Raw genomic sequence first — 26609 nt, 5'->3', positions numbered from 1 at the left:
GGCATACGGCTGCCGGCAAGGCGATACGACCACGAATTTTGGCACAAGTAGTGGCAAAAGTAATGGGGCAACTGACACTGGCGGCCGCCGGCGGTGCCATATTGCTGTTTCCCATCGCCCATGCCCGCGCGCAGGAGGCAACGCAAGATGCTGCTCCAGAGAGCGCCAGCGCCACGGAAGCGGCGCCGGCCCCGCTGCAGTACGAGGTCAAGGTGAACGCGCCCGGCGACCTCGACGAGTTGCTCGAAAAAAACCTGGACCTGGAACGCTTCCGCGGCAACCCGCGCATGGACCGCGAGCAATTGCGGCGCCTCGTGCGCGCTACGCCCGAGGAAGCCAAAAACCTCATCGCCACGGCCGGCTACTACACGCCCGTCGTCACGGTGCGCGTCGATACGACGGGCGCCAAACCCGTCGTCATCGTCGACGTCGACCCGGGCCAGCCCGCGACCATCGACAAGGTCGAGCTGGAATTGCGCGGCTTCGACCCCACGCCGCCGCTGGCCGCCAGCGAGCCCTACGATACGGAAGCGCTGAAGCGCAGCTGGGCCCTGAAGACGGGCAGCGTGTTTCGCCAGTCCGACTGGGAAGCGGCCAAGCGCGCGCTGCTGCGCGAAGTGGTGCAGACACGCTACCCGCGCGCCCAGCTGGTCGACACGCAAGCCGTGGTCGATCCGGAAACGCACAAGGTCTCCTTGCTGGTCGTGCTCGACAGCGGCCCCGAGCTGCGCTTTGGCGAGCTGCGCATCGAAGGCCTGAAACGCTACGACGCCAGCATCATCCGCAACCTCGACAAGATACGCCCGGGCGAGTACTACAGCGAATCGGCGCTGCAATCGTTCCAGGCGCGCCTGCAGGACACCGGTTACTTTGCCAGCGTGGAAGTGAGCGCCGACATGAGCAGCATCCTCAGCGAGCAGATCGAAGCGGGCCAGGAAAGCCAGCAAGCCGATGCCGCCGGCGCCGCGCCCGACGCCAAGCCGGCCAACCGCGGCCCCGCGCCGCTGCTGCCGCTGGTCGTGCGCGTGACGGAAAACAAGCAGCAGAACGTCAGCGCCGGTCTCGGTTTCAGTACGAATACGGGCAATCGCGCCCAGCTCAACTATGACAACCTGAACGTGTGGGGCACGCGCTTCAAGAGCGCGATCACCATGGAAACAAAGAAACAGGCGGCGCACGCCAATTTTTACTTTCCAACGACCGAGCGCGGCTACAACGACAGCGCTGGCGCCTCGTTCGAGCGCAGCGACATTTCCAACGAAATCACGGCCGTCACCACCATCTCGGCCAAGCGCAACTGGGGCGGCACCAACCTCGAGCGCAGCCTGACGTTCGAGTTCCTCAGCGAAGACAAGACCGTCGTGGGCCTGGAACAGACGCGCAGCAAGAGCTTGCCCCTGACCTACGCCATCACCAAGCGCAGCCTCGACAGCCTGCTGTTCCCCACCAAGGGCTATGTCATCAACGCCCAGGTGGGCGGCGCCCTGCTGCCCGTGCTGACGGACGAGCGCTTCGTGCGCGTGGCCGGCAAGGCCGTGTATTACCGTCCGCTCGGTGAAAAGGGCGAGCTGATCGTGCGCGGCGAAATGGGTGCGCTCGGTTCCAAGGAAAAACGCGGCGTGCCGGCCGTCTACCTGTTCCGCGCGGGCGGCGACCAGTCGGTGCGCGGCTATGCCTACCAGGAACTGGGCGTCAAAGAGGGCGACGCCACCGTCGGCGGGCGCTACATGCTCACCGGCAGCGCCGAATACCAGTACTGGTTCAAGCCGAAGTGGGCGATTGCCGCCTTCTATGACGCCGGCAATGCGGCCGATACCGTGAAGGCGGCCATGACGCCAAAATCGGGCTACGGCCTGGGCGGGCGCTACAAGAGCCCCGTCGGCCCCATCAATGTCGACGTGGCGTATGGCCACGCCGTCCACGCTTACCGTTTGCACTTCTCTCTGGGATTCACTTTCTGATGTCCGATATTACTACCGAGTCCCACGACGCCGCGCCGCCACCGCCGGCAAAAAAACCGCGCCGCTGGGTGCGCTATGTATTGATCGCCGTCGCCACCGTGGCCGTGCTGCTGGGCGGCGCCTTCTGGTTCCTGGGCCGCGAATCGACCTTGCAGATGCTGGTGCAAAAAGTGGCCAGCGCCAGCGGCGGCGAGATCGAAGTGTCGGGCGTGTCCGGCTCGCTGTACAACCGCATGCACCTGGGCCACGTCAGCTACCGCAGCAAGACGCAGCACATCACGGCCGACAATATCGACATCAACTGGTCGCCGTTCCAGTTCTTCTCGGAAGGCATTGCCATCAGCGAACTGCACGTGGCCAGCCTGTCCGTGGAAAGCACGGCGCCGTCCGAAGAACCGTCGACCATGCCCACCAGCCTGGCCGCTCCGTTCAAGATCGGCATTGCCGACGCGCGCCTGGACAAGGTGACCCTGGTCAGCGCGGGCGGCAACACGGTGTTTGAAAAAATCCATTTCACCCTGTCGGGCGACAAGTCGCAATGGCAGCTGGAAGACGCCTCGGCCCTGACGCCGTTCGGCCAGGCCACGGCCAGCGCGACGATAGCCGCCACGCAGCCATTCAAACTGTCAGGCAAGGCCGGCTTGACGCAGCTCAACCCCGCCGTCGGCGAAAAACCGGCCGCCCTGGCGCTGCAGCTGGGCGGCGACTTGAACGTGCTGAACGTGACGGCCAAGGGCAGCGCGGGCGCGGCCACGGCAGACGCCCAGCTGGCGCTGGCGCCGTTCGATCCCGTCATCATCCTGCGCTCGGCCAGCATCAAAGGGCGCAACATCAATCCGGGCAAGTTCGACGCCACCTTGCCGCAGGCGGACCTGAGCCTGGAACTCGACGCCGCCATCGACACGCGGCCCAACGCGCAAACCGTGTCGGGCAAGCTGGCCATCCTCAACCACGCCACACCGGGTCCCATCGACCAGCAAAAGCTGCCGCTGCGCCAGTTCGAGGCGCGCCTGGGTGGCACTCTGACGGCCACGACTTTGGAGTCGGCCATCATCGACTTCGGCAACGCAGGCAAATTCACGGGCAGCGGCAAGCTCAACCGCGACGCGGCCGACGCGCCCATCGGCAATGCGCAGCTGACCCTGCACACGGACAAGATCGACTTGCAGCACATTTACAGCAGCATCAACAGCACGAAAATCGTGGGCGACATCGTGCTCGACAGCGACGGCAAGACGCAAACCCTGCGCGCCAAGCTCGGTGAAGCCAAGCTGCGCCTGGACGTGGAAGCCACCCTGGCCGACTCGCTCGTGCAATTGCGCAAGGCGACCTTGCAAGCAGGCAAAAGCAGCGTCAATGCGACGGGCCAGATCAGCCTGAAGGACGAGCAGCCATTCAAGGCCGTGGCCAGCACCAGCCGTCTCAATCCCGCCGACTTCGGCGCCTTCCCCGTGGCTGACCTGAACCTCGACGTGCGCGCGAATGGCCACGTGGCACCGCAATGGCTGGCGAATGCGGACTTCACCGTGCGCCCCAGCAAGCTGCTTGACCAGCCGTTGTCCGGCAAGGGCAAGCTGACGGCCGACGCGGCCCACTTCAGCGGCATCGACGTGCAATTGGCGCTGGGCAAGAACAACGTGACAGCCAAGGGCAACTTCGGCGGCACCGGCGAAAAACTGAACTGGAACGTCGACGCGCGCCAGCTTTCGGCCCTGCAGAGCGACTTGCTGGGCACGGTACTGGCCAGCGGCGTGGTGCAAGGCACGATGCAGCAGCCGCGCACGAGCTTTGTTGCCGATGCAAAAGGACTGGGTCTGACCAGCGGCAAGCGCCCCGCGCCGGACAGCGCCATCCACGCCAGCGGCGAAGTGGGCTTGACGGGCGCCAAGCAGCAGGCGGAACTGAAAGTGGCGGGTTCGCTGCAAAAGATCAATCCTGCCGCGTTCGGCGCGGCTCTGCCCAACGGCAACGTCAACGCGGACTTCACCGGCAGCGGCCGCCTGACGAGCGACTGGCAAGTGGCCCTCAACCTGGCACTGCGCGAATCGACCCTGCAAAACGCCCCGCTGGCCGGCTATGCCAAGCTGTCGGCCAATGCGAAACGCATCGACAGCGTGGATACGGAATTGCGCCTGGGTCCGAACAGCCTGCTGGCCAAGGGTGCGCTGGGCGGCGCCACGGACCAGCTGACGTGGAAACTCGATGCACCGCAACTGTCGACCCTGGGCCCCCGCTTTGCCGGCGTGCTGCATGCGGCCGGCTCCGTCTCGGGCAAGATGGACGCACCCGCCGCGCAGCTGACGCTCGATGGCCATGACCTGACCTTCTTTGGCGACCAGCAATTGAAAACCGTGAAAGGCAGCGCCAGCGTGGGCGCCGGTCAGGGCGCGCTCGACCCCATGGTCAGCAGCCTGGACATCACGGGCTACAGCACGCCCACCTTCAAGCTGGCCAGCGCCCGCCTGGGCACGACGGGCACGCGCGGCAGCCATACGGTGAGCCTGGCGGCGCGCAACGACGACTTCGACGCCACCGTGCAAATCCGCGGCAGCCAGAGCGGCGCCAGCTGGACGGGCACGATCGACAGCCTGCAAAACAAGGGCCGCTATGCGCTCGTGCTGCAAGCGCCCGTGCCCGTGAAAGTGGCCGGTCCTGCCAACAGCGGCGTGGCGGGCCTGGGCCAGCCGGAACAGATCAGCGTGGGCAACACCGTCATCAAATTGCCGGCAGGCAGCATCACCATGCAAAACCTCGTCAAGAACGGCCCCCGCTGGACCAGTTCCGGCCAGGCGGCCGGCGTGGCGCTGACCTATCTGGCGCAAGTGATTCCAGCGCTGCAAGCCAATGCGCGCAGCGACCTGACCCTGGGCGCGCAATGGTCGCTCGACATGCAGGTGCCGACGGCCAAGCAGAAAGATCCGTCTTTGGCCGGCATGCTGCACATCTACCGCGAAAAAGGCGACGTGACGGTGGGCGTGGAACAGCCGCTGGCGCTGGGCTTGCGCACCCTCGATGCGCGCATCGACGTGGCCAACCAGCAACTGCGGCTGGCCGCGAAACTCGATGGCGCGCGCGCGGGCCAGAGCGACATCAACGCCACCGTGCAAATGCTGGGCGGGCGCATCAGCAACGACAGCGCCCTCTCGCTGACGGGCACCACCAGCATCGATTCGCTGGCGTGGCTGGCGCCGCTGACGGGCCAGCCAGGCCTGGAACTGGGCGGCGCCTTGAAGGTGGCCCTGTCCGGCAGCGGCACCATCGGCGCGCCGCAATTGAATGGCGATATCAATGGCAGCAAGCTGCTGGTGAACTGGGCCGACCAGGGCTTGAAATTGCGCAATGGCGTACTGCAAGCCAAGCTGGCAGGCGATCAATTGCAATTGCAGCGCCTGAGCTTTGACGGCGGCGATGGCAAGGTGCAGGCAGATGGCTGGGTACGCTTTGCGAATGGCGAAGCAAGCCTGGAGCTGAAGTTGATGGCCGACCGCCTGCAGGCGCTGTCGCGCCCCGACCGTACCTTGATCCTGTCGGGCAACAGCACCCTCGTGCGCAACGACAAACGTTTCAGCTTCGAGGGCAAGTTCAAGGCCAACCGCGCGCTGATCGAACTGGCGCCGCAAGACACGCCGACGCAAAGCAGCGACGTGGTGGTGCTGGGCAAGGAAGTCAAGGGCGGCAAGGAAGCGCCGTCACTGCCCCTGAATATCGACCTCGAGTTCGACCTGGGCAACGCCTTCCACCTGCGCGGCATGGGCATCGACGCGGACCTGGCGGGCAATGTGCGCGCCAGAGTCATCAACCGCGCCGCGCCGCGCGTGACGGGCAGCATCAAGGTCACCAGCGGCCAGTACGCGGCCTACGGACAAAAGCTGTCCATCGAACGGGGCTTGATCGCCTTTACGGGCGCCTATGACAACCCGTCGCTCAATATCCTGGCCGTGCGCAAGCGCCCCGACGGCGAGGCGCTGTCGGAAACGAACGTGGAAGCGGGCGTGGAAGTGCGCGGCACGGCGCAGGCGCCGACGGCCAAGCTGGTGTCCACGCCAAGCGTATCGGACAGCGACAAGCTGGCCTGGCTGATCCTGGGTCACGGCGCGGAAACGGCGGCCGGCGATGAAATGGCCTTGTTGACGACGGCGGCCGGCGCCCTCTTCGGCGGCTCCGGCGGCGGCTTGCAAGGCAAGCTGGCCAATTCGCTGGGCCTCGATGAAGTGGGCCTGTCGCAGGCGCAGGGCCTGGAAAGCACGGTCGTCACCGTCGGCAAGCGCCTGTCCTCGCGCGCCTACCTGACGTTCGAGCAAGGCACGAGCACGGCGACGAGCCTGGTCAAGCTGCGTTATAAGCTGAACCGCCGCATCACCTTGCAGTTCCAGACGGGGACGAACAATGCCTTGGACGTGCTGTACACGTGGGCGTTTGATTAGATTGGCAGCCAACAATATTGTCGGATTACGCGTGGCGTTGCCCCGCTAATCCGACCTACGCTCCATGTGCATGCGCGTAGGTCGGATTAGCCCGCCAGGGCGTAATCCGACACCACCACCAGAAACAACAAAGGGCGCCTCGGCGCCCTTTTCTTTGCTCTGACGCAAACAGCTTACTCGGCCACGTCGAGCCCCCGCTCGATCATGCCTTCGACGTAGGCGCGCAGGTATTGTTCCAGCGCGGGGCCGGACAGCACGTTGGCCGTCAGCGCGCCGTGCGGCGAGCCTTTCAGCACGCCGTCGTGGTACACGCGCGCAATCCAGGCCACGTCCGCGCCCTGGGTGTAATCGAGTTCATAGTCGAACGATTCTCCGCTGACTTTGCGTGTGTAGACTTCCTTGACAATTGCCATCTAAAACAGCCTTTCTTGACGAGATTAACTGGGGTGCGGGTGCGGCACGGGATCATCCTGCGGCACCGGGTGCACGGGCCCCGGCTGGCGCCCGGGCGCTTCTTGCGGCTCCGGCGCCGGCATGGGTTCATCGACGGGCGCCGGGTCGGGCGCGCGGTGGGTATGGATGACTGACATGGCTGGCCTCCCTGCAGACAAAGGAAGACCATACCACGAGATGCGCGCCGCTGCCCTTATTTGCCTGCCGGCTTGACGTCGGCGGCCGGCGGTGCCGCGTTCTTCACATATTTCTCCAGCCAGTTGTTGCTTTCATACAGCATCTGCATGATCGATTCGCGCGCGCGGTAGCCGTGGCTCTCGTTCGGCAGCATCACCAGGCGCGCCGTGCCGCCCAGTCCCTTGACGGCCTGGAACATGCGTTCGCTCTGGATGGGGAAGGTGCCCGAGTTGTTGTCCTGCTCGCCATGAATCATCAGCAGCGCATCCTTGATCTTGTCCGCGTAATTAAACGGCGACATGGCCTGGTAGACGGCTGGCGCCTGCCAGAACGGGCGCTCTTCCGCCTGGAAGCCGAACGGCGTCAGGGTGCGGTTGTAGGCGCCGCTGCGGGCGATGCCGGCGCGGAACAGTCGCGTATGCGCCAGCAGATTGCCCGTCATGAAGGCACCATACGAGTGGCCGCCGATGGCGATACGGTTGCGGTCGGACACGCCCCGCTTGACCACTTCCTCGACGGCCGCCTCGGCGTCGGCCACCAGCTGCGGCAGATAGGTGTCGTTCGGTTCCTGATCGCCATTGCCCACAATGGGGAACGATGGATTGTCGAGCACGGCGTAACCCATGGACAGGAAGGCGGCCGGCCCCCAGTAGCTGACGGCATTGAATTTGTATGGCGACCCCTTGGTCTGGCTGGCGGCGCTGGCCGTCTTGAATTCCTGCGGGTATGCCCACATCAGGGTCGGCAGCGGACCGTCGCGTTTGACGTCATAGTTCGGCGGCAGCATCAAGGTGGCCGTCAAGTCCACGCCGTCGGCGCGCTTGTAGCGGATCAGCTCTTTCTGCACGTCCTTCAATTGCGGCAGCGGATGGGGGAAATGCGTGAGGGCCGTCAATTGCGCCGCGCCCTGCTGTTTCAGGTTGCGCACATAGTAATTCGGCTGCTCGGTCGGCGATTCGCGCGTCGACAGCAAGCGGCTGCCATCCTCGTCCAGCACGGCCACGACGTTTTCATAATACGGCGCGGCGCTCTGGAACAACCGCTCCTTCTGTTTCGTCGCCAGGTTCAGGCGGTCGATGAAGGGACGGTCGCCTTCCTTCGAAGCACCCTGGCCGTCGAGCAGGATGGAATTATCAAAGGCGATGAGCAAGCGCGGCAAGCCGGCAGCGTCCGCGCGCATGACGGGCTGGCCCGGGTCGTTGTAGCGGTCTTCGAAGGAACCGGCGTACACGAGGTCGGCCGGCGCGGAAGGTTGATCTGGCGAAATCTTCCACTGCTTGACGGCACGCGTCTTGTACCACGCTTCGCTGAGCAGGGCCAGGTCGCCGCGGCCCCAGGCCACGCCCGCATAGCGCGAGCCCAGCTTGGCCAGCATGGCCGGCTTGCTGCTAAACGGCGCCGCCTGCGTGTAGACGATGTCGCGGATCTCCGCCGCCTTGGCCGGGTCGCCGCCATCCTGCGCTTCGGCCCACACCAGGGTCGCTGGCGCATCGACCCGCCAGCTGACGGAACGCACGCCGGCGGACACGGCATCATTGCCTGGCGGCAGGCCTTCTTCCAGCGGCAGGGCCGCCACCGCATGCACCACCTTGCCATTCAGGTCGCGCACGTCGATCTTGTGGGCGAAGTCGTGCGCCGGCACGATATACGAATACGGACGCACGATGCTCGTCGTCAGCAGGTGCTTGCCATCGGGCGAAGCCGACACGCGCGAGAACTGGCCGGGCTGGCCGACGAGGCGCTGCTTGCCCGCCACGTCCAGCATGGCCAGCTGCACGGTGATGTAGTGTTCGAACAGCTGCGCATCCTGTTCGTTTTTCAGCAGGTCGGGATAGGTGCGCAATTGCTTGACGCCGCCGCCCGGCACGCTGTCCTGGATGGACGGGCCCGTCGGAATGCCGCTCGCCACGGGCGCCGCGCCCAGCTTGGCCGGTTTCAGTTGCACCAGCAAGGTTTTGCTGTCCGGCATCCAGGAAAAACCGCGGCCATACACGGTCGACAGCGCTTGATTGCCCAGCTTGCGCGCCGCTTTCGTCTGCACGTCGAGCAGCCACAATTCCACGCCCGACTCCTTCACGCCCTTGGCGGGATCGGCAAAGGCGATGTGCGTAAATGCCAGGTAGCGCTGGTCGGGCGACCAGGCCAGGTCGGCGATGCGGGGCGATGCGGGCAGGCCGCTGACCTTGATTTCCTTCTGCGTATCGATGTCGAGCAAACCCAGTCCCGTGTGGAAACTGAAACGGCTGGCCGAATACGTGCGCGGATTGATGCGCAAGCCCGCCAGCTTCAGTTCCGGCTGCGCCACTTCGCTGATGCTGGGCAAGGATGGCGTGGGCAGCACGGCCGCCAGGTTGCGTTTCGGGCTCAGGCTCAGGGTCGGCGCGCGCGGCGCATCGACGATGGCTTGCAGGGGCGCTGGCGGGGCTTGATAAGCGCCATCTTGCGCCATGGCCAGGGAAGACGAGGCCATCAGGCCGACAGTGATGGGAAGCAAAGGCAAACGAGTAGACATGGAACTCCAGTGTATGAAGGTGGCGACAACAAGCGGGCGCACCGCACCGCTCATGGCGGCGCATTGTGACAAAGCATAGTGCGTTCATGCCATGTAAATGTCAATCAGCAACTTTTGCCGTTTGACAAGCATCGCCGCCCGTCCCCATCTGGCTTACAATCGCTGTTTTCCCCGCACCCGAATGCCTACATGGAAACCACTACCCTCGCCCTGCTGTTCCTGGTCCCGCTGCTGGTCTGGCGCATTTATTCGCGCCTGAAAAAACTGGTGGCGCGCCAGAAGTCGCAGCTGTGGCGCCATTGGAGCGTGGCGGTCGTCTTTCCCGCGCTGCTGCTGTTCCTGGCGACGACGACGAAATTCGAGCTGTTGCCCCTGTCCAGCCTGGGCGCGGGCGCGCTGGCCGGCGGCTGGCTCGGCGTGCTGGGCTTGAAACTGACGCGCTTCGAACAGGTCGGCAAGGATTTCTTCTTTACCCAGCACCGCTACCTGGGCCTGGCCATCACGATGCTGTTCATCGCCCGCTTGCTGTACCGCGGCATGGAAATCTACCTGAACACGCGCCTGGACGTGCCCGTGCCACCGCCGCCGTTCGGCCAGAGTCCGCTGACCATGGCCGCCTACGGCCTCGTCATCGGCTACTACGCCGTGTATGCGTGGGGCCTCGTGCGCTGGCGCCAGCGCAACAAGCCGCTGCAAGCGGCCGAGTAAGCCGGGTCAGTAGTACTGGCACAGGCCTGTACACGTCGTCACCGACAGCGCCTGGCGTATCGTCGCCAGCGCCGGCGCCAGGGCGGGATCGAGATCCTTGTCCGCATCGGCCAGGCTGGTCAGCAAACGCTCGCGCAAGGGCGGCGCCATCAGATTGGCATTCGCCGTGGCGTGCTGCGCGGCCGCTTCCAGCATCATTTTCTTCTGCGCCACGTTCCACAACGGCACTTGCATGAACTGCAATACGCCAGTGTAAACAATGGCCGTATTCTTGCTGAACGCCCGCGCGCGCAGACGCTCGGGCCCGCTCACCGCATCGGCCGGCTGGGCGCTGAATTCCTGCTCCATCAGCCCAATCAAATGGCCATGGCAATGCATGCTGAAAGCAAACAAGGTGCTCATTTCATCGCCGTAACTGGCCAGGTTCTGCGTCATTTGTTCCCTGCGCGCCTGCTGCAATTCGGCGCCGGACAGCGGCAAGGGCCGTTCGAGGCCAAACGCATAATATGTTTTCCCCAAACGCATGGCCTTTTCGCATACGGCCACGCTCTGGTTGACGTCCTGCAGCGCCGCGACGGGTGCCTGGAACAGGCGCGGGCCGTCGGCGATATGGGCAAACAGCTGCGCCACGGCAGGGTCGCCCAGGCGCGGCAAGCCGCTTTGCGGCGTGGCCTTGGCCATCAGCGCTTCCAGCTGGCCGCTCGCTTGCTGGAAATCGGTATAGCTGTCGGCGAAGGCGGCGGACGCCACGAGGGCGGAGGAAAGGCAGAACAAACGGCCGAGGCGGCGCAGCGGCATGGAAATGGACAGGGACATGGGATCAGAAAAACACTATTGGATAACTGGCAATTATAGGCAATCTGTATCCACAGTGCATTTAATTGCTTTTACGCCAGCATTTCTCAAGCGATGATGGTCACGCGCGGCCAGCGCGCCGCATAGTTTTTGCTGGCCAGGCGCTGTGCATAGCCGTCTTCGCTGATGCGCGCCGGGTTGCGCCGCACCACCATGTTGAACAGGTCGTCGAGGCCATGCGGCGCGATGATGCCGATCCCGCCATCGGGCTGCAGATGGATGCCGACCGAAGTGGCAAACTCGGGCCAGGAAGCGATGGCGTCATCGAGCGACAGCAGGGGCGGCACGGCGTAGCCGAACTCGTCTTCAAACCACAGGTGCACCCTGGCCTGGTTGCACACTTCCCACGGCACGCCGGGCAGCACCGTTTCCAGGCGCTGGCGCAGTTCCACCTCGCGCCGGGCTTGCACATCGTGCGCATCGAAATACGCCACGTCGACGTCGCTCAATGCCGACGGTTGCGCGTAGCCGTGCAAGGCGTCCCACACGAGGTTGCGCACGGCGCCGGCGCCGATGCAGCAGTGGGGCAAGCCCAGCTGCGCCACAGCGTGCAGGGCCTGCATGCACCACGGCGTGGCGCGGGCGATGGCGCGCAGGCGCGCGGCCAGCGCTTCCTGCGTGCTCATTCCTATGGCCGGATCTGCGGCGCCACGCCGTCGTGGTCGCCCGCGCCTTCGACATTGCCGAAGTACACATCGAGGTCCTGCTTCGGATGGAAGTTGCGCAGCTTGACTTGCAAGGTGGTGGGATTGATTTTGGTGAACGTGCCGGGGAAGCACAGGCTGACCAGCTCGTCCGGCTTGCCCTTGATCAGGTTCAAGGTAAAGTCTTCGATGCCATTCTTCCAGGTGTTGCCCGTCGTCAAAATGTACGATACCCACACGGCATTGACGAAGCCGCTTTCGCCCTGCTTGGCCGCCAGGCGGTTCCACGTCTTGTAGAAGGCCTTGTCGCCGCAGTATTTCTTTTCAAACTCATTGCCATCACCCAGGTAGGACGCACCCGGGCCTGCCGCGACGAACGGCGCATATTGATGGCGCACGCGCACGACTTTGCCGGCGGGGAATTTCTGCTGCCACAGGTAGATGACTTTCACGGTCCAGGCCGGGACCCATTCCTCGTCGTACAGCTGGGCCAACAAGCCTTCGCGGATCATGATCTTGCTTTGCGCGGCCGTCAGCGGGGCCACCTTCCTGTCGAACGGGGTGTGCGACGGGAAATAGGCGATTTGCGCGTCCGACAAGCCCAGCTGGCGCAAGCGGGCCGTCACGTCGGCGCTATCGAGCTTGGCAACGAAGGTGGTTTTGTAGTCCTTGCGCTTGCCATCCACATCGACGGTAAACTGCTGCGGCTGGCCGTAATACGTGGGCGAACCATGGTAGCCGGCCGAGTATTCGGGCAGCGGGAAGAAGATCGTCTCTTCCACATCCTTGGCCGACTCGTTAAGGAATTCGTACTCGACCTTGATCAAGTCCGTGCTCACGCTGAGCACTTCCTTTTTCATGGCCACGGCATCCGTCTTGCCGAACAGGATGCCGCCCGCGCTGACGGAACCGATGCCATCGTTGGCCACGGCCGTGCCGGCCAATGCCAGCGACAGGGCCGCGGCCAGAATGAGCTTGCGCACGGCCATCACGCCACCTTGCCCGGCACGGGTTCGACCCGGCGCTGCAGCACGAAAATCGGTTGCGCCCATTGGGTATCCTTTTTCTTCTTGCTGGTGATCAAAGTGAGCTCCGACGGATCGTAGACATCCGTGTTGTGCGTCAACGGCGTCGTCATCAGGTATTGCGCTTCCGTGTTTTTCAGGAATTCGCCGACCAGCTGAATGTTGCGGATATCGAGGTGGGCAAACGGTTCGTCGATGAAGACGAAGCCGCCGGAACCGTCTTCCGATTTCAGCAAGCCGATCAGCAGCACCAGGGACTTCATCACCTGCTGGCCGCCCGACGCTTCGCCATCGTTCATGCCGATGACGCCCTTGCCGTCGAACTTGAAGCGCACGTGCAAACCCGCCTGCGACAGCTGCACGTCGTCGTTTTCCAGGCGCACGGGGTCGGCATGCACTTCGATGCCGGCCAGTTCGCCCAGCTCCTTGATGTTCTTGCTGTACGTCTTGATGGTGTAGCGCAAGCGCTCCATGTAGGCGCCGCGGGCATTGCCCGTCGCTTCGATGGCGCGGTTGTTCTGGTAGCGGCGCTCGTCCGTTTCCGACTGGCGGCCGTGCAACTGGTCCGACAGGCGGTGATGCTGGTCGATGACGGTCGCGTCAAGTTCCCAGTCGTCGCGCGCCAGGCTGTTTTGCAAGCTGGCAACGCGCAAATCGACCTGGTGCGCATTCTGGTGCTCGGCCACGAGCGCGGCGCGACGTGCGGGACGGCGCCAGCTTTTCGGCAGATGGCGCCACGCATGACGCAAGGCCAGCAAGGCGCGCGCATGCTCGGCGCGCTGTTCAATCTGCTTCTTGTAGCCGAGACGCGAACCGGCTTCCGCTTCCGACAATGCCAGGCGCGCGTTTTGCCAGACCGTATCGGCACGCGTGCGCGCCACGGTGGCGTTCTTGGTGAGGTTCTGCAACTCGCCCAAACGGCCACCCACTTCCAGGCGCTCTTCCTTGAGCGGCTTGGAATTGCGCAGCGCTTCGGCGAATTCTTCCTGGCGTGCGCTCAGTTCCTTGGCCGCGTCGACGCCGGCGATGCGCGCTTTCAAGGCGCCCACTTCGGCCGCCAGTTTAGAGATCGCCAAAGTCAGCGTGTCTTCCTGTCCTTCCAGTCCCGGCAAGGAGCGCAGCAGCGCTTCCAGGCGGCCGCTGCGGCCAGCCTGGCCGAAGCGGTAGCGCGACGCTTCCACGAACAGGGAACGGCCGCCGCGGCGTTCGCGGTGATAGGCCTCGGGCGTGATCCACTCTTCGTGGTTGCCCAGCTTGAAGCCTGCTTCGACGGAATCGACGCGCGAAATGCGCGACAATTGCTCGATCAGCCAGCTCGGCACGGGCGCGGAGAATTTCACCACAGCCAGCAAGCTTTCGTCTTTCGCCACTGGCGCCGTGACGAGGTCGGGCACGATGAAGTGGCGGTAGCGCTCCTTCTCGGCCAGGCGGTAGGCGCTAGACGCATCCTTGGCCTTGTCGAGCAGGACGACGGAGGCGTAACCGCCCAGCACGCCTTCGACGGCGCCCTGCCAGCGGCTGTCCGTCACTTCGACGATGTCCGACAGCATGGCGTGGCTGATCCCCGCGTCGCGCAATGCACGGCGCATGCCGCGCACATTGTCCGGCTCCGGCATGGCCGTCTTGCCTTGCAGCGCTGCAATCGTCGCCTGCTCTCCCGCGATGCGGGCCGACAGGGCGTCGCGCTGCTGGCGCTGGCGCAGCAATTCCGCTTCCTTCTGTTCCAGCTGGGCCGCCACTTCGGCGATGTCGCTGCCCGAGTCGGCCGCCAGCTTCTGCAAACGGTCCTTCTGTTCCAGCAAGCTGTCCAGCGGTTTCAGCTTGGCATTGATCAGGGAAAGGCGGCTCTGCAGGCCTATCGATTCCTGCTCCAGCAGAGTCTCGTTCATCTGCGCGTCGGACAGGGCCTTCGCCTGTGCCGCCAGCGCATTACGTTTATCCGTCAGTTGCTGGTCGGCCTGTGCCATCGGTTTGCGCGCATCGCGCAATTGCCGGCTGGCGATGGCAGCCTTTTCGCGCGCCTCGTGATACTGCAGGCTGGGCAGCACTTCTTCCAGCAGGTTGCGGCGCTCTTTATGCAAGCCTTCCCACTGGTGGTAATTGGCCACGCGCAGGCGCAAGCCTTCCAGATTGGTCTTCGACGCTTCCAGTTCCGTCTCGAAACGTTTCAGCTCCACTTCCGTGTCGCGCTGGTGGCGCTTGGCTTCGTCGTAGGCGTCCAGCACTTCCTTGTCGCCAAACACCTGGAACACCAGGTCGAGCAGCTGGCGCGGCGCGTATTCGCACAATTTGTCCGTCTCGCCCTGCTCCAGCGCCAGCACTTTCGACATGGCCGGCGACAGGCCCGCATTGGCCAGGCGCTTGCGGTAGTTTTCCACGCCGAGCCAGTCGTTGGCGTCCGTGATGTCCTCGATCTGCACATTGCCTGGACGCATCAGATACTGGCGCTTCCAGTCGCCGCCATTTTTCTGGATCTGGCAAAACAAGGTCACTTCATCATCGCTGAAGAAGCCGGAACTGCGGAACGGGCGGTTCGACAGTTGCTTGCCCACGTTCTTGTTGTCGACCACGGCGCGCAGCCAGGCCGTCTGCTGGCCCGAGTGGCGCGCATAGTGCTTGTACGTGCGCCCCATCGAACAGTCGAGGCCGAACAGGGTACGCAAGGCGTCGAGCAAGGTGGTCTTGCCGGAACCATTCTGCCCCGCGATGGTGATGATCTTCGCGTCGAGCGGGATGTTCTTGATGCGCTGCCAGTAATCCCAGTGCACCAGTTCAAGTGATTTGATATGAAACATGGGCGCTTTCAGTGAGGAAGGTCGGACGCGGGCTCGTCGCCAGCGTCAGGCAGGTCGCCGATGTCGGCGGACAAATCAGCGGACAAATCAGCGTCAAGGTCGACGGCCACCAGGCGCGCCGGCGCCCGCTTGAACACGTCGGCCAGGGCACCATTGATGATGCGCTCTTTCAACACGTCCGTGTCCATCATCAGGTCCAGCAGCGGACCTTCCAGGATGAAATCGCCGCGCCGCTCGATGAAGCCCAGCTTGGCCAGGGTGCCCAGGTTCATGTCCATGCGCGTCTTCTTGCCCAGCTTGTCGCCGAAGTCCGACAGCAGCGCCTTGTAGGAAATGCCGATCGACGCGTCTTCCGCGCGCGGCAACGGTTTTTCCGTGCCGAACATATCGTTCTGGTCATCGTCCGCGTGCTGGTGGGTTTCCTGGCGTTCGCGCTTGGGCAGGATGATCTGCGCCCACAGCACCACCAGCAAGGCCACGCCATCGCGCGCCAAACCAAAATTATTGTTTTGCCACACGTCGCGCGCGCCGAAGATCTTCGGCTCGATGGTGCGCGTCAGGGCCAACGTCACGTGGTCGGCATATACGTTGTCAAGCAGCTTCAGGCCGCAGGCCAGCAATCGCGCATCGATCTCGGCGCGGAACAGTTCGTCGGACAGCACGCGCTTGACGAGCTTGTCGTCGCGGCGCAGGGTTTGATGCGTGAGCAGGCGCGCAATCAGGATTTGGGAATCGTCATTCATCAAAGGTGGCGCCATCTAAATCAAGTGAAACATTCAGTGAAAGCGAGGCGATCGACATGGCCGCCACGTGGGGGTCGGTCAGTTGGACCATCTCGTCGGTCGGTGTAAAGGTAATCGGCAAGCGGGCCAGTTCGGCCGTCGAGCCTTGCAAGCTCGCTTCGGAGACGTCGCCCAGCAGCGGCAGCATCGAGGCGCGGTACGAGGCCACGGCAAAGCTGGCCGGCAGCAGCGAATCCTGCACGGGCACCGATTTCGGTCCTTCTTCGCCAATGCTGGGGAAATTGCCCAGGCTGGCGAAGTTCGACAGGCGGTCCAGGAGGTCATCGAGTTCGAGTTGCATGGCGGGACCGTCGCTGATGGTGGTGGGCGCGTCTTCCCCGCTGGGCAGGCCCGTGTTGATGATGCCTGCCGCCCGTTCGGACAGCAGTTCCGTTTCGGCAACGTCGATCATCTCGGCCGGCGTGGAGAACAGCGGCACGACGGGCTGATCGATGGCGCCTTCGGCCAGGCTGGCCAGGTCTTCGTGCAGCAAAAGCCAGCGCTTGATGTCCGTGGTCGACAGGCCGGACTGGCCCAGGTGCACGCGCTGGCGCTCGATCTGATTCAGGGCGCGTGAAAACATGCCTTGCATGTTGAGCAATTTACTTTGCGCGCGGCCAATCGCCTGCGCCGCCTTGTGCGTGGCGCTGTCCGCGTTTTCATCGGACGTGATGGCCACGAGGATTTCGGAGCCCTTCTCCACCCAGTCGCAGGCCATGTTCCACTTCGCTTGCGCCGTGCGCAAACGGAATTCCGAACCGGAAGCGATCGCGTCGGAGAATTCCTCCGTCAAGTCCACCAGGCGGCCCAGCAAATGCTGGAGTTGTTCAACCGACACGCCGCCGACGGCTTGCGCACCGGCCACCTGCGACAGCAAGAAACCCATTTCCGCTTCGTCTTCCGTCTGGCCCAGGCCCAGCAAGCTGTCGATGGCGGACAGCACGTTGCGCGCCATGGGCGTGACGCGGTACACGCCCTGCTGCGCATCCCAGGCCAGCAACTGGTTCGAGCGCAAGCGCAGCAAGACCGTTTCCAGGCTTTCCGGCAACAGATACGCCAGTTTCGTATTGATATCGGCGCGCGTATAGGCCGACGTGGCCGCATCGGCAGCCAGCTCGCGCAACACCAGCAAGCGCACCAGCACGCCGTCGAAACCGCCGTGGAACAAAGCCGTAAACACTTGCAGCAAGGGCTGCGCCCGCTTCAAGTGAAATACCTGCTCGATTTCATCGGCCGAAATATTGGGCTGGAAATGCGCCTGCAAGGAATCGTGATGCTCTTGCTCTGTCTGATTTGCATCCGTAGCCACGGCTGCACTTGCCATTATATCAATCATTCTTTTCCGGATGAGTGTTCAGCGGGCGGCGCAGCGGGCTAACGCAGCGCTGCGGGGCGGGGGCGTCAGTATATCAGTTCTGACATGCAATTTGACTGATGGCCAGCGGCGGAAATCCGGGGTCAGACCCGGCTGGGGGAATGCCTTCCAATGGAAGGCATTCCAATCCGTCAGGACTGACCCCAGCATTTGCTTTGGGGCAAGAAAATCGAATGCAAGCAAGCGTGGAAACCTACTTCTGTACAATCTTTTGCAAGGTTTGCTCCACGTAATCACCGTCTTCATCGGCGAACGTCACCTTCACGGGATACCATTCCAGCGACGGCGCCAGCCACAGGTCCACTTGCTGGCCCTTCTTGTCCGGCGGCGGCGCCTTGATCAGGTGCACGGCTTCGACCAGACCCTGGCCGGTAGCGACGGTTTCCTGCTTGACGACCTTGAAGGTCCACGGCTCGGCGTCGTGGCGGCCGGCAACGAAGAAGCTCCATTCCGAGCCGGGCGTGAATTTCTCGGGCGTGGCGCGCGCTATGCTGACCAGTTGCCAGACGGTGCTGTTGCGGTCCTGCTCGCCGCCTTTCAGCGGATAGCTGTCATCGCCTTCGCTGAAGACGATGGTCTTGCTGTCGCGCTTGAAGGTGGTCGTGGCCGCTTCCTTGCGGAAACGTTTTTCCACGAACTGGGCCGGCGCCAGGCCGAAATCGTCGACCGTGCCTTCGCTGCGCTGCTCGAGGATCTTGCCGAACAGGGCGGCCTTGGTTTCGGCCAGCAGCGAGTACTTGCCATCGCCGGCGCGCCAGTTGCTGACCGATTCGCCGGACAGCGCAATGCCGCGCTGCTTGGCCTTGATCGAATAGACGAGGTCGGCCGACGGCGCCAGCTTGTACGGGCGCTTGATGACGGGATGCTCCACGGGCGCGTCGGCCATGGCGGGAGTGAAGGTGGCGGCCAGCAGGCTGGCGAGCAGAGCGCGTTTCAAAGTTATCAAAGTAGTCATCTATTTTCCTGTAGCGTCATTGACGCGAATTTGGGTCACGGTTTGCGTGGTCAGCGCCCCGTTCGCTTCGGTATTGCGTATTTGTACCGGATACCATTGCATGGACGGCGCCAGCCAGATATCAAGCTGCGACGAATACGTGCCGGGCTTCGGCGGCCGGCGCAAATGCCACGTCACCAGGCGGCCCATCTTGGTCTCCAGTTCTTCCTCGCCCACCAGCTGGAAACGGAACACGGTCGCTTCCTTTTCTTCGCCGACGAGGATGTCGATATTGCCTGCCAGCTGGTTGACGTCGGCGCGGCCGATGGCGGCCAGCTGGAATGGCACCGTGGCCTTGTCTTGCACCCCCTCCTGCCATGGCGCCGTGGCCGTCGTGGCCGAAAACGTGATGGCCTTGGCGTCGCGGTTGAAATGCGTGGCCGTTTGCGCGCGGCCCTTGCGCTTTTCCGTCGCCGTGACGGGCACGATGCCGCTGCCATCGATCAGGCCTTCGCTCGTCAGCACCAGCAGGTTGATGCGCGTGATCAGCATGCTCAAGCCCACTTCCAGCTTCAGCTGATACGTGTCGCCCCGATTGTCCCACGCCATGGCGGCCACGCCCTGCCACTTGGTGCCGTCCGCATCGCGCCGGTCCACGTGCAGGTCGAACTGGGCCGAGGCAGGCGCATTCGTCTTGTAGCGCCGCGCCTGTTCGACGGGCGGTGGCGGCGGCACGCTGGCCGGCACGGGCGCGGCCGCCACGGCTGGGGCCGGCGCCGTGATGGCTGGCGCGCTGGCTGCCGGCGCCGCCGGCGTGACCGGCCCTTCCGGCGCGTCGCTGGCGGGCGCCGTGAACTGGGCAGTGTCGCTCGACGGCAGTTCCGTCGGCGGCGGCGGTGGCGGCAAGCGGGGCTCGGGCAAGGGCCGCAGCTTGGGCGGCGGGGGCGGCGCCACCGGCACGGGTTTGGGCGGCTCGGCGATCAAGGCCATGCTGACCACCTGCGCATGATCCTGCCCCAGCGGCACCATGCTGGCACGCGAGGTGAGCCATTCCAGCGCCACGTAATGCAGTGCTCCGATGACCGCGACAAAAATGACGGTGCGGCGGCGCGGTGGCGAAAAGAAGGAGTCAGGCATCATAGGCCGTAGTGTACCGCCTTCACCCCACTTCCTGCTTCTTGCCCGTGCTCAACTCCTGCTGTTTTATGTAAGAAAATGTTGGCGGCTTTGCGTCAGTTGCAAGCTGATATCTGCTACGCTAGGCACATCCACCTACCAGGAGATTTCGCATGGCAAACCCGCAAATGCCCCAAATGCCGGGCGCAGCAGTTGTGACCGACACCCTCGACTTCGTCAAGAACCTGTGGGGCAGCATGAGTGTGCCCGGCATGGGCGTGCCTGGCATCACAGCTCCCACCATGTCGGTGGAAGAGCTGGACAAGAAAATCAATGACTTGAAAGCCGTCGAAGCCTGGCTGAACCTCAATACCAGCATGCTGCGCGGCAGTATCCAGGCACTGGAAGTGCAGCGCAGCACCATCGCCACCCTGAAATCGATGGGCGCTTCCCTGGCGGCGGCCATTACCCAGCCCGGCGCCAGCGAGAAATCCGTGTTTGAATCCGTGCCCTACGCTTCCGCGTTTTTCCAGCAAGCGGCGCCTGCACCTGCGGCGCCAGCGCCTGAACCGAAACCGGCGCCTGCGCCCGCACCGGAACCGGCTGCGGCGGCGCCCAGCGATGCCGGCAGCCAGGCGGCAGCCCAGCTGGCCAATCCAAGTGCCTGGTGGAATTTGTTACAAGATCAGTTCAAGCAAGCCGTATCGACGGCCATGTCGCCCGATGCCGCCAGTGCGGCGGCGGCCAGCTTTGGCAGCGTGAGCAAAGCCAAGCCAGCGGCCAGCAAGCCGGCCAAACCTGCTGAGGCAGGCACGGCAGCCAAGGCCAAAGCCCCGCTGCGTAAGGCGCCCGCGAAACGCGCGGCGCCCAAGGCTAAAGCGCCAGGCAAGGCCTGATGCTGCAAGCCGGCAATATGATCAGGCGATACGATGAATGCGGATCGCCTCGATCATGTTGTCGGCCTGGCGTTTTACGTCACCGATCGTGATCAGGCCTTCGTCGGCCAGCGCCTTGGCGTGCTCGTACGAAGACTGGAATGTTTCCAGCGTGTCTCCCTTGGCGGCGACCGGGCGTACCCAGGCAATACTGCCGACTTTCATTTTTTTGTACACTTCATTGACCACATCACGCATAGTTTCTTCCTTATTGTTGTAAAGCAACTCAAGCACGGGCGAACCCACGCTGGCCCCTAGTTTATCATCCGGCACGCTCACGCACGACTTTTCCCCCTTTTTCCGGCGCCGGCGGCGTTTTTTCCGCTACCACGACAGCCTCTTCCGGCCCGGGCGGCGGCGTCAGTTGCACCAGTTGCTCCATCAATTGCGCAAAGCGCTGCTGCCCTGGTGCAATTTTGTCTACATACAACAACACTTCCATGGCTTCGGCCGCCAATTCCGCCTGGTAGCCGCGCTGCTCCAGGAACGACACGATGATTTGCGCGGAATTGAACAGGATGCGCAAGTTGTTCGGCAGCTTTTCGCGCGCCGTGCGCATCCAGGCCACCGCTTCGTTGAGCTTGTCCGTCTTCCACAGCAGCACGCCCTTGTTCATCAGGTCCGACGCTTCCTTGCGCGAAGCGATGATCAGGCTGGTGCCCTCGTCGCCCATCTTGGCCTTGTCGAAGATTTTTTGCACCTCGTCCTGCACCACCTGGTTGTCGTGGTTGTTTTTGACCACATAGCACAGCAGGCCGGCCGGCGCATCCTTGACGCCGACGGCGAACAGCAGGGTCGCCAGTTCCATGCAAATGCTTTTCTCGGGCCGCGCCGGGTCGTCAAGCAGCATGGCTTCGAGTTCATCGCCGCACTTGCGCGCGCGCCGGTAGTCGCCCGTTTCGTGGTGCACCATGCCTTCCGTGATCTTCGCGCGCAGACCGATCTGCTCGGGCGAGAATTCGCGCTGCGCCAGCAGCAGCCATTGCAGCGCCTCCTTGGCATCCTTTTTGAGGCCGCACACGCGCGCCAGGCCCAGGTAGGCGTCCGGCGTCTTCATGACGGAAAACTCGCCGATGGAAATACACTTGCGGAAGGCCTTTTCCGCCATGCTGACATTGCCGACCTTCAGGGCCGCCAGGCCCAGGTTGCGCTGGCGCGGCACGGAGTTGGGCGACAGGCGCGCCGCTTTTTCCAGCACGCCGCACGCTTCCTCATGCTGACCCATCAGCTGGTAGGCGACGGCCATCTGGTCGTAGGCGTCGATGTAATACTTGTTTTCAACGATCACGCCCTGAAAGATCTGCCGCGCCGCCTCGTGCTCGCCGTTGTTCATGCGGATCTTGCCCAGGCCCGCCTTGGCCCAGCTGTAATCACGCTCGGCCAGCACTTTTTCGTACACGGCGCGGGCCTTTTCCGGCTCGCCGCTTTTCAGCAGCAACGACGCCTTCATGCGCAGCAATTCCAGCTCGTGCAGCTTGTTGACTTCGATCTGCGCGTCGCACAGCTTGGCCGCGCGCAGATAATCCTTTTCCATGCAGGCCTGGTCGATTTCGCGAAACACCTGCTTCTTGTGCCACACGCGGTTCAGGCGCGTCAGCAGTACGCCTTCCGTGATCGGCTTGATCAGGTAGGCGTCGGGCTGGTGCTCGGCCGCGCCCATCACGGATTCCACGCTTTTCTCGGCCGAGACCATCAGCCAGACGCTGGACGGCGCCGTCAGGTTGCGCACGCGCGTTTCCTCCAGTACTTGCTGGCCGTTCTTGCCTTCGCCCAGGTTGTAATCGCACAGCACCACGTCGTAGCGCGTCTTGGCCAGCAGCTTCATGGCTTCGCCGCCGCTGGCCGCCTGGTCGATATGGCGCGCGCCCAGGTTGCGCAACGATTCGCGCAGCAGGATGCGGATGCCGATGAAATCGTCGACCAGCAGATAATGCTTGTCGGCCCAGTCGGTGCTGCCCGCTTCGGCGGCGGTGGCGTGGCTGTCTGTCGTCATGGAGTCCTCGTTCAGGGCAGGCGCAGGATGAAACAGCCGCCGCCCAGCGCGCCGCCATTTTCCAGGGCGATGCTGCCGCTGCTGCCCCGGTGCTTGTGCATCTTTGCCACTTCGCTGGAAAAATACAGGCCCAGGCCCGTGCTGTTGGTGGAAAAGTTCACGCCGGCCGCCATGCCGTCCATGGCCGCGCTGCCCGCGTCGAGCAAGGCTTGCGTATAGCCGTCGCCATTGTCTTCCACGCGCAGCTCGAGCATGCCGCCGTGCTCCCGCACGGACAGGCGTATCGTGTCCTTCGTGTAGCGGATGGCGTTGTTGATGGCATGCGCGAGCACGCCGATGACCAGGTCTTCATCGAGCGTCCAGATCAGCTCCGGCGCACAAGCCGTCTCCAGCCGGATGCCTTTCGAGGCCAGCAGGATCTTTTCCTGGTCCACCACCTGGTCGACCACCTGACTCACCAGTTGCGGCTGGACGTCGAACGGGTAGCCGGGCTTGCCCACTTCCTTGTACAGGGCCAGCAGCTGGATCAAGTTATCGTTGAGGCGCTTGGTCTGGTACAGCATCTGCGCCATCTGCAGGTAGGCTGGGTCGGCCTGGGGGGCTGTTTTCGCCTGCTCGGCCGCCAGCAGCGACTCCAAAGTGCCGCTGACCACGCTGATCGAGTTTTTCATGTCGTGCACGGTCGACGCCAGGAACAGGAAAAGCTCGGGCGAGCTGTGTTGATCTTCCACCGGATATCTCCTTGGGCCGCAGCTTCAATATTGCCAAGGATAAATTATACCGCCAGCCTGCAGGCGTCAGCCAGCCGCGCGCAAAGTCCGTGACATGACGCAACAATGCCGCCCCCGCTTGCGCAAGGGCGGCATCAGCTTGACAAGCAGGCACGGTCAGCGGCGCGCGCCCGCCAGGCGCTTGACCACGACGATCATGCGGTCGATTTCCTCGTACGTGTTGTAGAAGGCGAACGATGGCCGCACGGTCGCTTCCACGCCGAAGCGGCGCAGGATCGGCTGGGCGCAGTGGTGGCCCGAGCGCACGGCGATGCCCTCGTCGTTCAGGGCGCGCCCCACTTCCGCCGGCTCGTAACCGGCCAGCACGAACGAGGCCACGCTCGCCTTTTCAATCGCCGTGCCGATCAGGCGCACGCCGGGAATGGCCTGCAAGTGGTGCGTCGCGTATTCCAGCAGCGCGTGCTCGTAGGCGGCGATGTTTTCCAGGCCGATGCGCTGCACGTAATCGATGGCAGCGCCCAGGCCCACAGCATCGGCGATATTGCCCGTGCCCGCCTCGAAACGATTGGGCACGCCCTGGTAGACGGTGCGCTCGAACGTGACGTCGGCGATCATGTTGCCGCCGCCCTGCCATGGCGGCAATTGCTCGAGCAAGTCAGCCTTGCCATACACGGCGCCGATGCCCGTCGGACCAAATACCTTGTGGCCCGAGAACACATAGAAATCGGCGCCCAGCGCCTGCACGTCCACGCGCAAATGCGACACGGCTTGCGCCCCGTCAACCAGCACGCGCACGCCGGCCGCATGCGCCAGCGCGATGATCTGCGCCACGGGCGTCACGGTGCCCAGCGCATTCGACACCTGCGTCACGGACACCAGTTTCGTACGGCCGTTGAGCAGCTTGCGGAATTCATCGAGGATGATCTGCCCGCTGTCGTCGACGGGAATCACGCGCAGGGTGGCGCCCTTTTCCGCCGCCAGTTGCTGCCACGGCACGATGTTGGCGTGGTGCTCGAGCTGCGAGACGATGATCTCGTCGCCGCTGCCGATGTATTTGCGGCCGAACGTGTTGGCGACCAGGTTGATGCCTTCCGTGGCGCCCCGCACGAAGATGATTTCGTTAGGCGAAGCCGCGCCGAGGAAATTGGCCACCTTGGCGCGTGCCGCTTCATAGGCATCGCTGGCGCGCGCCGCCAATGCGTGCGCCGCGCGGTGGATGTTCGAATTCTCGTGCGCATAGAAATACGACACGCGGTCGATCACCGACTGCGGCTTGTGCGTGGTAGCCGCATTGTCAAACCAGGCCAGCGGCTTGCCGTTGACGCGCTCCGCCAGCACGGGAAAGTCGCGCCGCACGGCATGCACGTCGAACGGCGCCGGCGTTTGCCCTTGCTGCCGCGCTGGCAGCTCGGTCTGGAAATAGAACGCGGGCTGGCCACCAGCTGGCGATACGGGCAGCTGGCGCGCGGGCGAGCGCTGCGGCGTGGCAAACAGCCCCCGCACATCATCGGGCGCGGCCTGTCCCAGCCCCTGCTGCGCCAGGCCATCAAGCTTGCCGTTCGACGCGGGATAGCCATGCGCGCCGCCGACAAAATAGTAGGGCGACGGCGCACCGAGGGCGGATGCCCGTGGCGTCGGCACGGAGGCCGGCGCCGGCGCAACCGGTGCTTCCAAAGGTGGCGTCACGGGCGGCACTTGCGCCGTCGCCACGCCGGGGGCAATGGCGGCGAAGGAAGGGCCGGGCTGCGGCGGCGGACGATTCGCATAGCGGGGCGCCGCATCGAGCACGCTGCCGGAACCGCCAAGGCTGGGTGACTTGTCCAAGCCCGGCAAACGGGCAAAGAATTCACCGGCCAGGCGGTTCAGGGTCGCCTCATCGGGCGAGAACGGGACGGCAGGCAAGCCCGCCGCGCCATCACTTGTAGGTGTCTGGGTAGTCATGGTATTTACCGATCTCCACGTCTTCCAGTACGGCCAGCGCATCGTCGGTCAGCACGGCCAGCGAGCAATACAGCGAAATCAGGTAGGACGAAATCGCGTGGCGGTTGATGCCCATGAAACGCACGGACAGGCCGGGGCTTTGCTCGCCCGCCAGGCCAGGCTGGAACAGGCCGATCACGCCCTGGCGCTGCTCGCCAGCACGCAGCAAGATGATCTTCGTCTTGCCGTCTTCGATCGGCAGTTTGTCGGACGGCACCAGCGGCACGCCGCGCCACGTGAGGAACTGGGAGCCGAACAGACTGACCGTCGGTGGCGGCACGCCGCGACGCGTGCATTCGCGGCCAAAGGCGGCAATGGCCAGCGGATGGGCGAGGAAAAAGCCCGGCTCCTTCCACACTTTCGTCAGCAGTTCGTCGAGGTCGTCCGGCGTGGGCGCGCCCGTCAGGGTAAAGATGCGCTGGTCATCGTGCACGCTGGCCAGCAGGCCGTAATCGGGATTGTTGATCAATTCGCTTTCCTGGCGCTCCTTGATCGTCTCGATGGTCAGGCGCAGCTGCTCCTTGATCTGGTCGTGCGGGCTGCTGTACAGGTCCGACACGCGCGTGTGCACGTCGAGCACCGTGCTGACGGCATTGAGAAAATATTCGCGCGGCTGGTCGTCGTAGTCGACGAAGGTTTGCGGCAATTCCGACTCGTCGCGCTGCGAGCAGGCCACGCGCACGTCCTTCGGATTTTTCACGCGATTGAGGCGGTAGATACCCGCTTCCACGGGCAGCCATTGCAGCAGGTGCACGAGCCAGCGCGGCGTGATCGTGGATAACTGGGGGACGCTCTTGCTTGCATTGGCCAGCTGGCGCGCGGCGTTATCGCCCAGCGCGAACTGGTTCTCTGTTGCTTCTGCCATGACTACTCCTGATGAGAAAAGTGAATATGCTTATCTGAAAAACGAATAAAGTATCGAGCGTCTCCCCATTCTTCTCAACATGCTATCGCCACCAACGCGGCGTTTTAATCGACCCGCTTTAATCCACCAATTCCGGTTCGCAGCGCGCCATCAGTCCCGCCAGGCCGATGCCCAGCGCGCCGGCCAGTTTTTCCACCGTCAGCAGCGACGGCGTGGCGGCGCCCCGTTCGATTTCGCCGATGAACGAGCGGTTCAAGTCGGCCGCTTCGGCCAGGCGCTCCTGCGACCAGCCATGCCCTTCGCGCAACTGGCGCACGGCCAGTCCAAACTGTTTGATCAACATG

General features: G+C 63.8%; 21 protein-coding genes. 4 read left to right on the top strand and 17 right to left on the bottom strand.

Annotated elements, in window-relative coordinates:
• Positions 1 to 62 precede the first annotated feature (62 nt).
• Positions 63 to 1961, top strand: coding sequence for an autotransporter assembly complex protein TamA (locus tag VM94_RS03340; RefSeq protein WP_046682175.1), 1899 nt, complete (start codon positions 63 to 65; stop codon positions 1959 to 1961).
• A complete protein-coding gene (locus VM94_RS03335) occupies positions 1961 to 6385 on the top strand; it encodes a translocation/assembly module TamB domain-containing protein (protein WP_046682174.1) in 4425 nt (1474 codons plus the stop codon). Before VM94_RS03340 ends, VM94_RS03335 begins: the two co-directional genes overlap by 1 nt.
• Before the next feature lie 173 nt (positions 6386 to 6558).
• Here VM94_RS03335 and VM94_RS03330 read toward each other — a convergent pair whose 3' ends face one another.
• From VM94_RS03330 to VM94_RS03325, 3 genes are read right to left on the bottom strand one after another with little or no spacing between them, the layout of a single operon-like run.
• Entirely contained in the window at positions 6559 to 6798 is a 240-nt protein-coding gene (locus VM94_RS03330) for a hypothetical protein (RefSeq protein ID WP_034753464.1), read from the bottom strand.
• Positions 6799 to 6822: 24 nt separating this feature from the next.
• Positions 6823 to 6975 carry a hypothetical protein gene (locus VM94_RS28665; protein ID WP_175444616.1) on the bottom strand — a complete coding sequence of 51 codons (153 nt, stop codon included), beginning with the start codon at positions 6973 to 6975 and terminating at the stop codon, positions 6823 to 6825.
• 56 nt (positions 6976 to 7031) lie between these two features.
• Positions 7032 to 9527 (bottom strand): alpha/beta hydrolase family protein, encoded by a 2496-nt coding sequence (locus tag VM94_RS03325; protein ID WP_046682173.1) that lies wholly within the window; start codon positions 9525 to 9527, stop codon positions 7032 to 7034.
• A gap of 189 nt (positions 9528 to 9716) precedes the next feature.
• Here VM94_RS03325 and VM94_RS03320 point away from each other — a divergent pair, with 189 nt between their 5' ends.
• On the top strand, positions 9717 to 10235 hold the full coding sequence (locus VM94_RS03320) for a hypothetical protein (RefSeq protein ID WP_046682172.1): 519 nt from the start codon (positions 9717 to 9719) through the stop codon (positions 10233 to 10235).
• A 6-nt stretch (positions 10236 to 10241) separates the two neighbouring features.
• Here VM94_RS03320 and VM94_RS03315 read toward each other — a convergent pair whose 3' ends face one another.
• The 8 genes from VM94_RS03315 to VM94_RS03280 all read right to left on the bottom strand — a co-directional run bounded on the left by VM94_RS03315 (position 10242) and on the right by VM94_RS03280 (position 19785).
• Entirely contained in the window at positions 10242 to 11051 is an 810-nt protein-coding gene (locus VM94_RS03315) for a hypothetical protein (protein WP_046682171.1), read from the bottom strand.
• Between the two features lie 86 nt (positions 11052 to 11137).
• Positions 11138 to 11716 (bottom strand): nucleotidyltransferase family protein, encoded by a 579-nt coding sequence (locus tag VM94_RS03310; protein WP_046682170.1) that lies wholly within the window; start codon positions 11714 to 11716, stop codon positions 11138 to 11140.
• Between the two features lie 2 nt (positions 11717 to 11718).
• Positions 11719 to 12717: a DUF4424 family protein gene (locus VM94_RS03305; protein ID WP_160309270.1), complete on the bottom strand. Its 999-nt coding sequence runs from the start codon at positions 12715 to 12717 to the stop codon at positions 11719 to 11721.
• Positions 12718 to 12722: 5 nt separating this feature from the next.
• Complete coding sequence (locus VM94_RS03300) at positions 12723 to 15554, bottom strand: ATP-binding protein (protein ID WP_046682168.1); 2832 nt, start codon at positions 15552 to 15554, stop codon at positions 12723 to 12725.
• An 8-nt stretch (positions 15555 to 15562) separates the two neighbouring features.
• Complete coding sequence (locus VM94_RS03295) at positions 15563 to 16297, bottom strand: hypothetical protein (protein WP_034753458.1); 735 nt, start codon at positions 16295 to 16297, stop codon at positions 15563 to 15565.
• The gene (locus tag VM94_RS03290; RefSeq protein WP_138829053.1) at positions 16290 to 17660 is read right to left on the bottom strand and encodes a hypothetical protein; all 1371 of its coding nucleotides are present in this window, start codon (positions 17658 to 17660) and stop codon (positions 16290 to 16292) included. Before VM94_RS03290 ends, VM94_RS03295 begins: the two co-directional genes overlap by 8 nt.
• Before the next feature lie 244 nt (positions 17661 to 17904).
• Positions 17905 to 18666 (bottom strand): DUF3108 domain-containing protein, encoded by a 762-nt coding sequence (locus tag VM94_RS03285; RefSeq protein WP_046682166.1) that lies wholly within the window; start codon positions 18664 to 18666, stop codon positions 17905 to 17907.
• Entirely contained in the window at positions 18667 to 19785 is a 1119-nt protein-coding gene (locus tag VM94_RS03280) for a DUF3108 domain-containing protein (RefSeq protein WP_235432803.1), read from the bottom strand. It abuts the gene before it with no gap.
• Positions 19786 to 19934: 149 nt separating this feature from the next.
• Between VM94_RS03280 and VM94_RS28660 the strand changes: the two genes are divergently transcribed.
• Entirely contained in the window at positions 19935 to 20657 is a 723-nt protein-coding gene (locus VM94_RS28660; RefSeq protein ID WP_046682165.1) for a PhaM family polyhydroxyalkanoate granule multifunctional regulatory protein, read from the top strand.
• Positions 20658 to 20678: 21 nt separating this feature from the next.
• On the opposite strand, the gene VM94_RS03270 is transcribed toward VM94_RS28660, so the two are convergent.
• The 6 genes from VM94_RS03270 to VM94_RS03245 form a co-directional block, all read right to left on the bottom strand.
• Entirely contained in the window at positions 20679 to 20975 is a 297-nt protein-coding gene (locus VM94_RS03270; protein WP_225242919.1) for a hypothetical protein, read from the bottom strand.
• Positions 20959 to 22689 (bottom strand): response regulator, encoded by a 1731-nt coding sequence (locus VM94_RS03265; protein WP_046682164.1) that lies wholly within the window; start codon positions 22687 to 22689, stop codon positions 20959 to 20961. The genes VM94_RS03270 and VM94_RS03265 overlap by 17 nt, the downstream gene beginning before the upstream one ends.
• Positions 22690 to 22700: 11 nt before the next feature.
• Complete coding sequence (locus tag VM94_RS03260; protein WP_034753451.1) at positions 22701 to 23420, bottom strand: sensor histidine kinase; 720 nt, start codon at positions 23418 to 23420, stop codon at positions 22701 to 22703.
• Positions 23421 to 23576: 156 nt separating this feature from the next.
• Positions 23577 to 25361, bottom strand: a complete 1785-nt coding sequence (locus VM94_RS03255; protein WP_046682163.1) for a family 2A encapsulin nanocompartment cargo protein cysteine desulfurase — start codon at positions 25359 to 25361, stop codon at positions 23577 to 23579.
• Positions 25336 to 26265, bottom strand: coding sequence for a family 2A encapsulin nanocompartment shell protein (locus tag VM94_RS03250; protein ID WP_034784363.1), 930 nt, complete (start codon positions 26263 to 26265; stop codon positions 25336 to 25338). The genes VM94_RS03255 and VM94_RS03250 overlap by 26 nt, the downstream gene beginning before the upstream one ends.
• Before the next feature lie 118 nt (positions 26266 to 26383).
• Complete coding sequence (locus VM94_RS03245) at positions 26384 to 26608, bottom strand: helix-turn-helix domain-containing protein (RefSeq protein WP_034784364.1); 225 nt, start codon at positions 26606 to 26608, stop codon at positions 26384 to 26386.
• Position 26609 lies beyond the last annotated feature (1 nt).

It is taken from the genome of Janthinobacterium sp. KBS0711, assembly GCF_000988085.1.
Taxonomy (GTDB): domain Bacteria; phylum Pseudomonadota; class Gammaproteobacteria; order Burkholderiales; family Burkholderiaceae_D; genus Janthinobacterium; species Janthinobacterium lividum_E.
The sequence above is the reverse complement of the archived record's forward strand: the minus strand, read 5'-3'. Positions and strand labels throughout refer to the sequence as shown.

Coding starts and splice junctions, on each gene's coding strand:
- VM94_RS03285 (WP_046682166.1), bottom strand. CDS start 18,666: ATGACTACTTTGATAACTTTGAAACGCGCTCTGCTCGCCAGCCTGCTG.
- VM94_RS03330 (WP_034753464.1), bottom strand. CDS start 6,798: ATGGCAATTGTCAAGGAAGTCTACACACGCAAAGTCAGCGGAGAATCG.
- VM94_RS03290 (WP_138829053.1), bottom strand. CDS start 17,660: ATGGCAAGTGCAGCCGTGGCTACGGATGCAAATCAGACAGAGCAAGAG.
- VM94_RS03325 (WP_046682173.1), bottom strand. CDS start 9,527: ATGTCTACTCGTTTGCCTTTGCTTCCCATCACTGTCGGCCTGATGGCC.
- VM94_RS03315 (WP_046682171.1), bottom strand. CDS start 11,051: ATGTCCCTGTCCATTTCCATGCCGCTGCGCCGCCTCGGCCGTTTGTTC.
- VM94_RS03320 (WP_046682172.1), top strand. CDS start 9,717: ATGGAAACCACTACCCTCGCCCTGCTGTTCCTGGTCCCGCTGCTGGTC.
- VM94_RS03310 (WP_046682170.1), bottom strand. CDS start 11,716: ATGAGCACGCAGGAAGCGCTGGCCGCGCGCCTGCGCGCCATCGCCCGC.
- VM94_RS28665 (WP_175444616.1), bottom strand. CDS start 6,975: ATGTCAGTCATCCATACCCACCGCGCGCCCGACCCGGCGCCCGTCGAT.
- VM94_RS03245 (WP_034784364.1), bottom strand. CDS start 26,608: ATGTTGATCAAACAGTTTGGACTGGCCGTGCGCCAGTTGCGCGAAGGG.
- VM94_RS03300 (WP_046682168.1), bottom strand. CDS start 15,554: ATGTTTCATATCAAATCACTTGAACTGGTGCACTGGGATTACTGGCAG.
- VM94_RS03280 (WP_235432803.1), bottom strand. CDS start 19,785: ATGATGCCTGACTCCTTCTTTTCGCCACCGCGCCGCCGCACCGTCATT.
- VM94_RS03295 (WP_034753458.1), bottom strand. CDS start 16,297: ATGAATGACGATTCCCAAATCCTGATTGCGCGCCTGCTCACGCATCAA.
- VM94_RS03255 (WP_046682163.1), bottom strand. CDS start 25,361: ATGACTACCCAGACACCTACAAGTGATGGCGCGGCGGGCTTGCCTGCC.
- VM94_RS03265 (WP_046682164.1), bottom strand. CDS start 22,689: ATGACGACAGACAGCCACGCCACCGCCGCCGAAGCGGGCAGCACCGAC.
- VM94_RS03250 (WP_034784363.1), bottom strand. CDS start 26,265: ATGGCAGAAGCAACAGAGAACCAGTTCGCGCTGGGCGATAACGCCGCG.
- VM94_RS03335 (WP_046682174.1), top strand. CDS start 1,961: ATGTCCGATATTACTACCGAGTCCCACGACGCCGCGCCGCCACCGCCG.
- VM94_RS03340 (WP_046682175.1), top strand. CDS start 63: ATGGGGCAACTGACACTGGCGGCCGCCGGCGGTGCCATATTGCTGTTT.
- VM94_RS28660 (WP_046682165.1), top strand. CDS start 19,935: ATGGCAAACCCGCAAATGCCCCAAATGCCGGGCGCAGCAGTTGTGACC.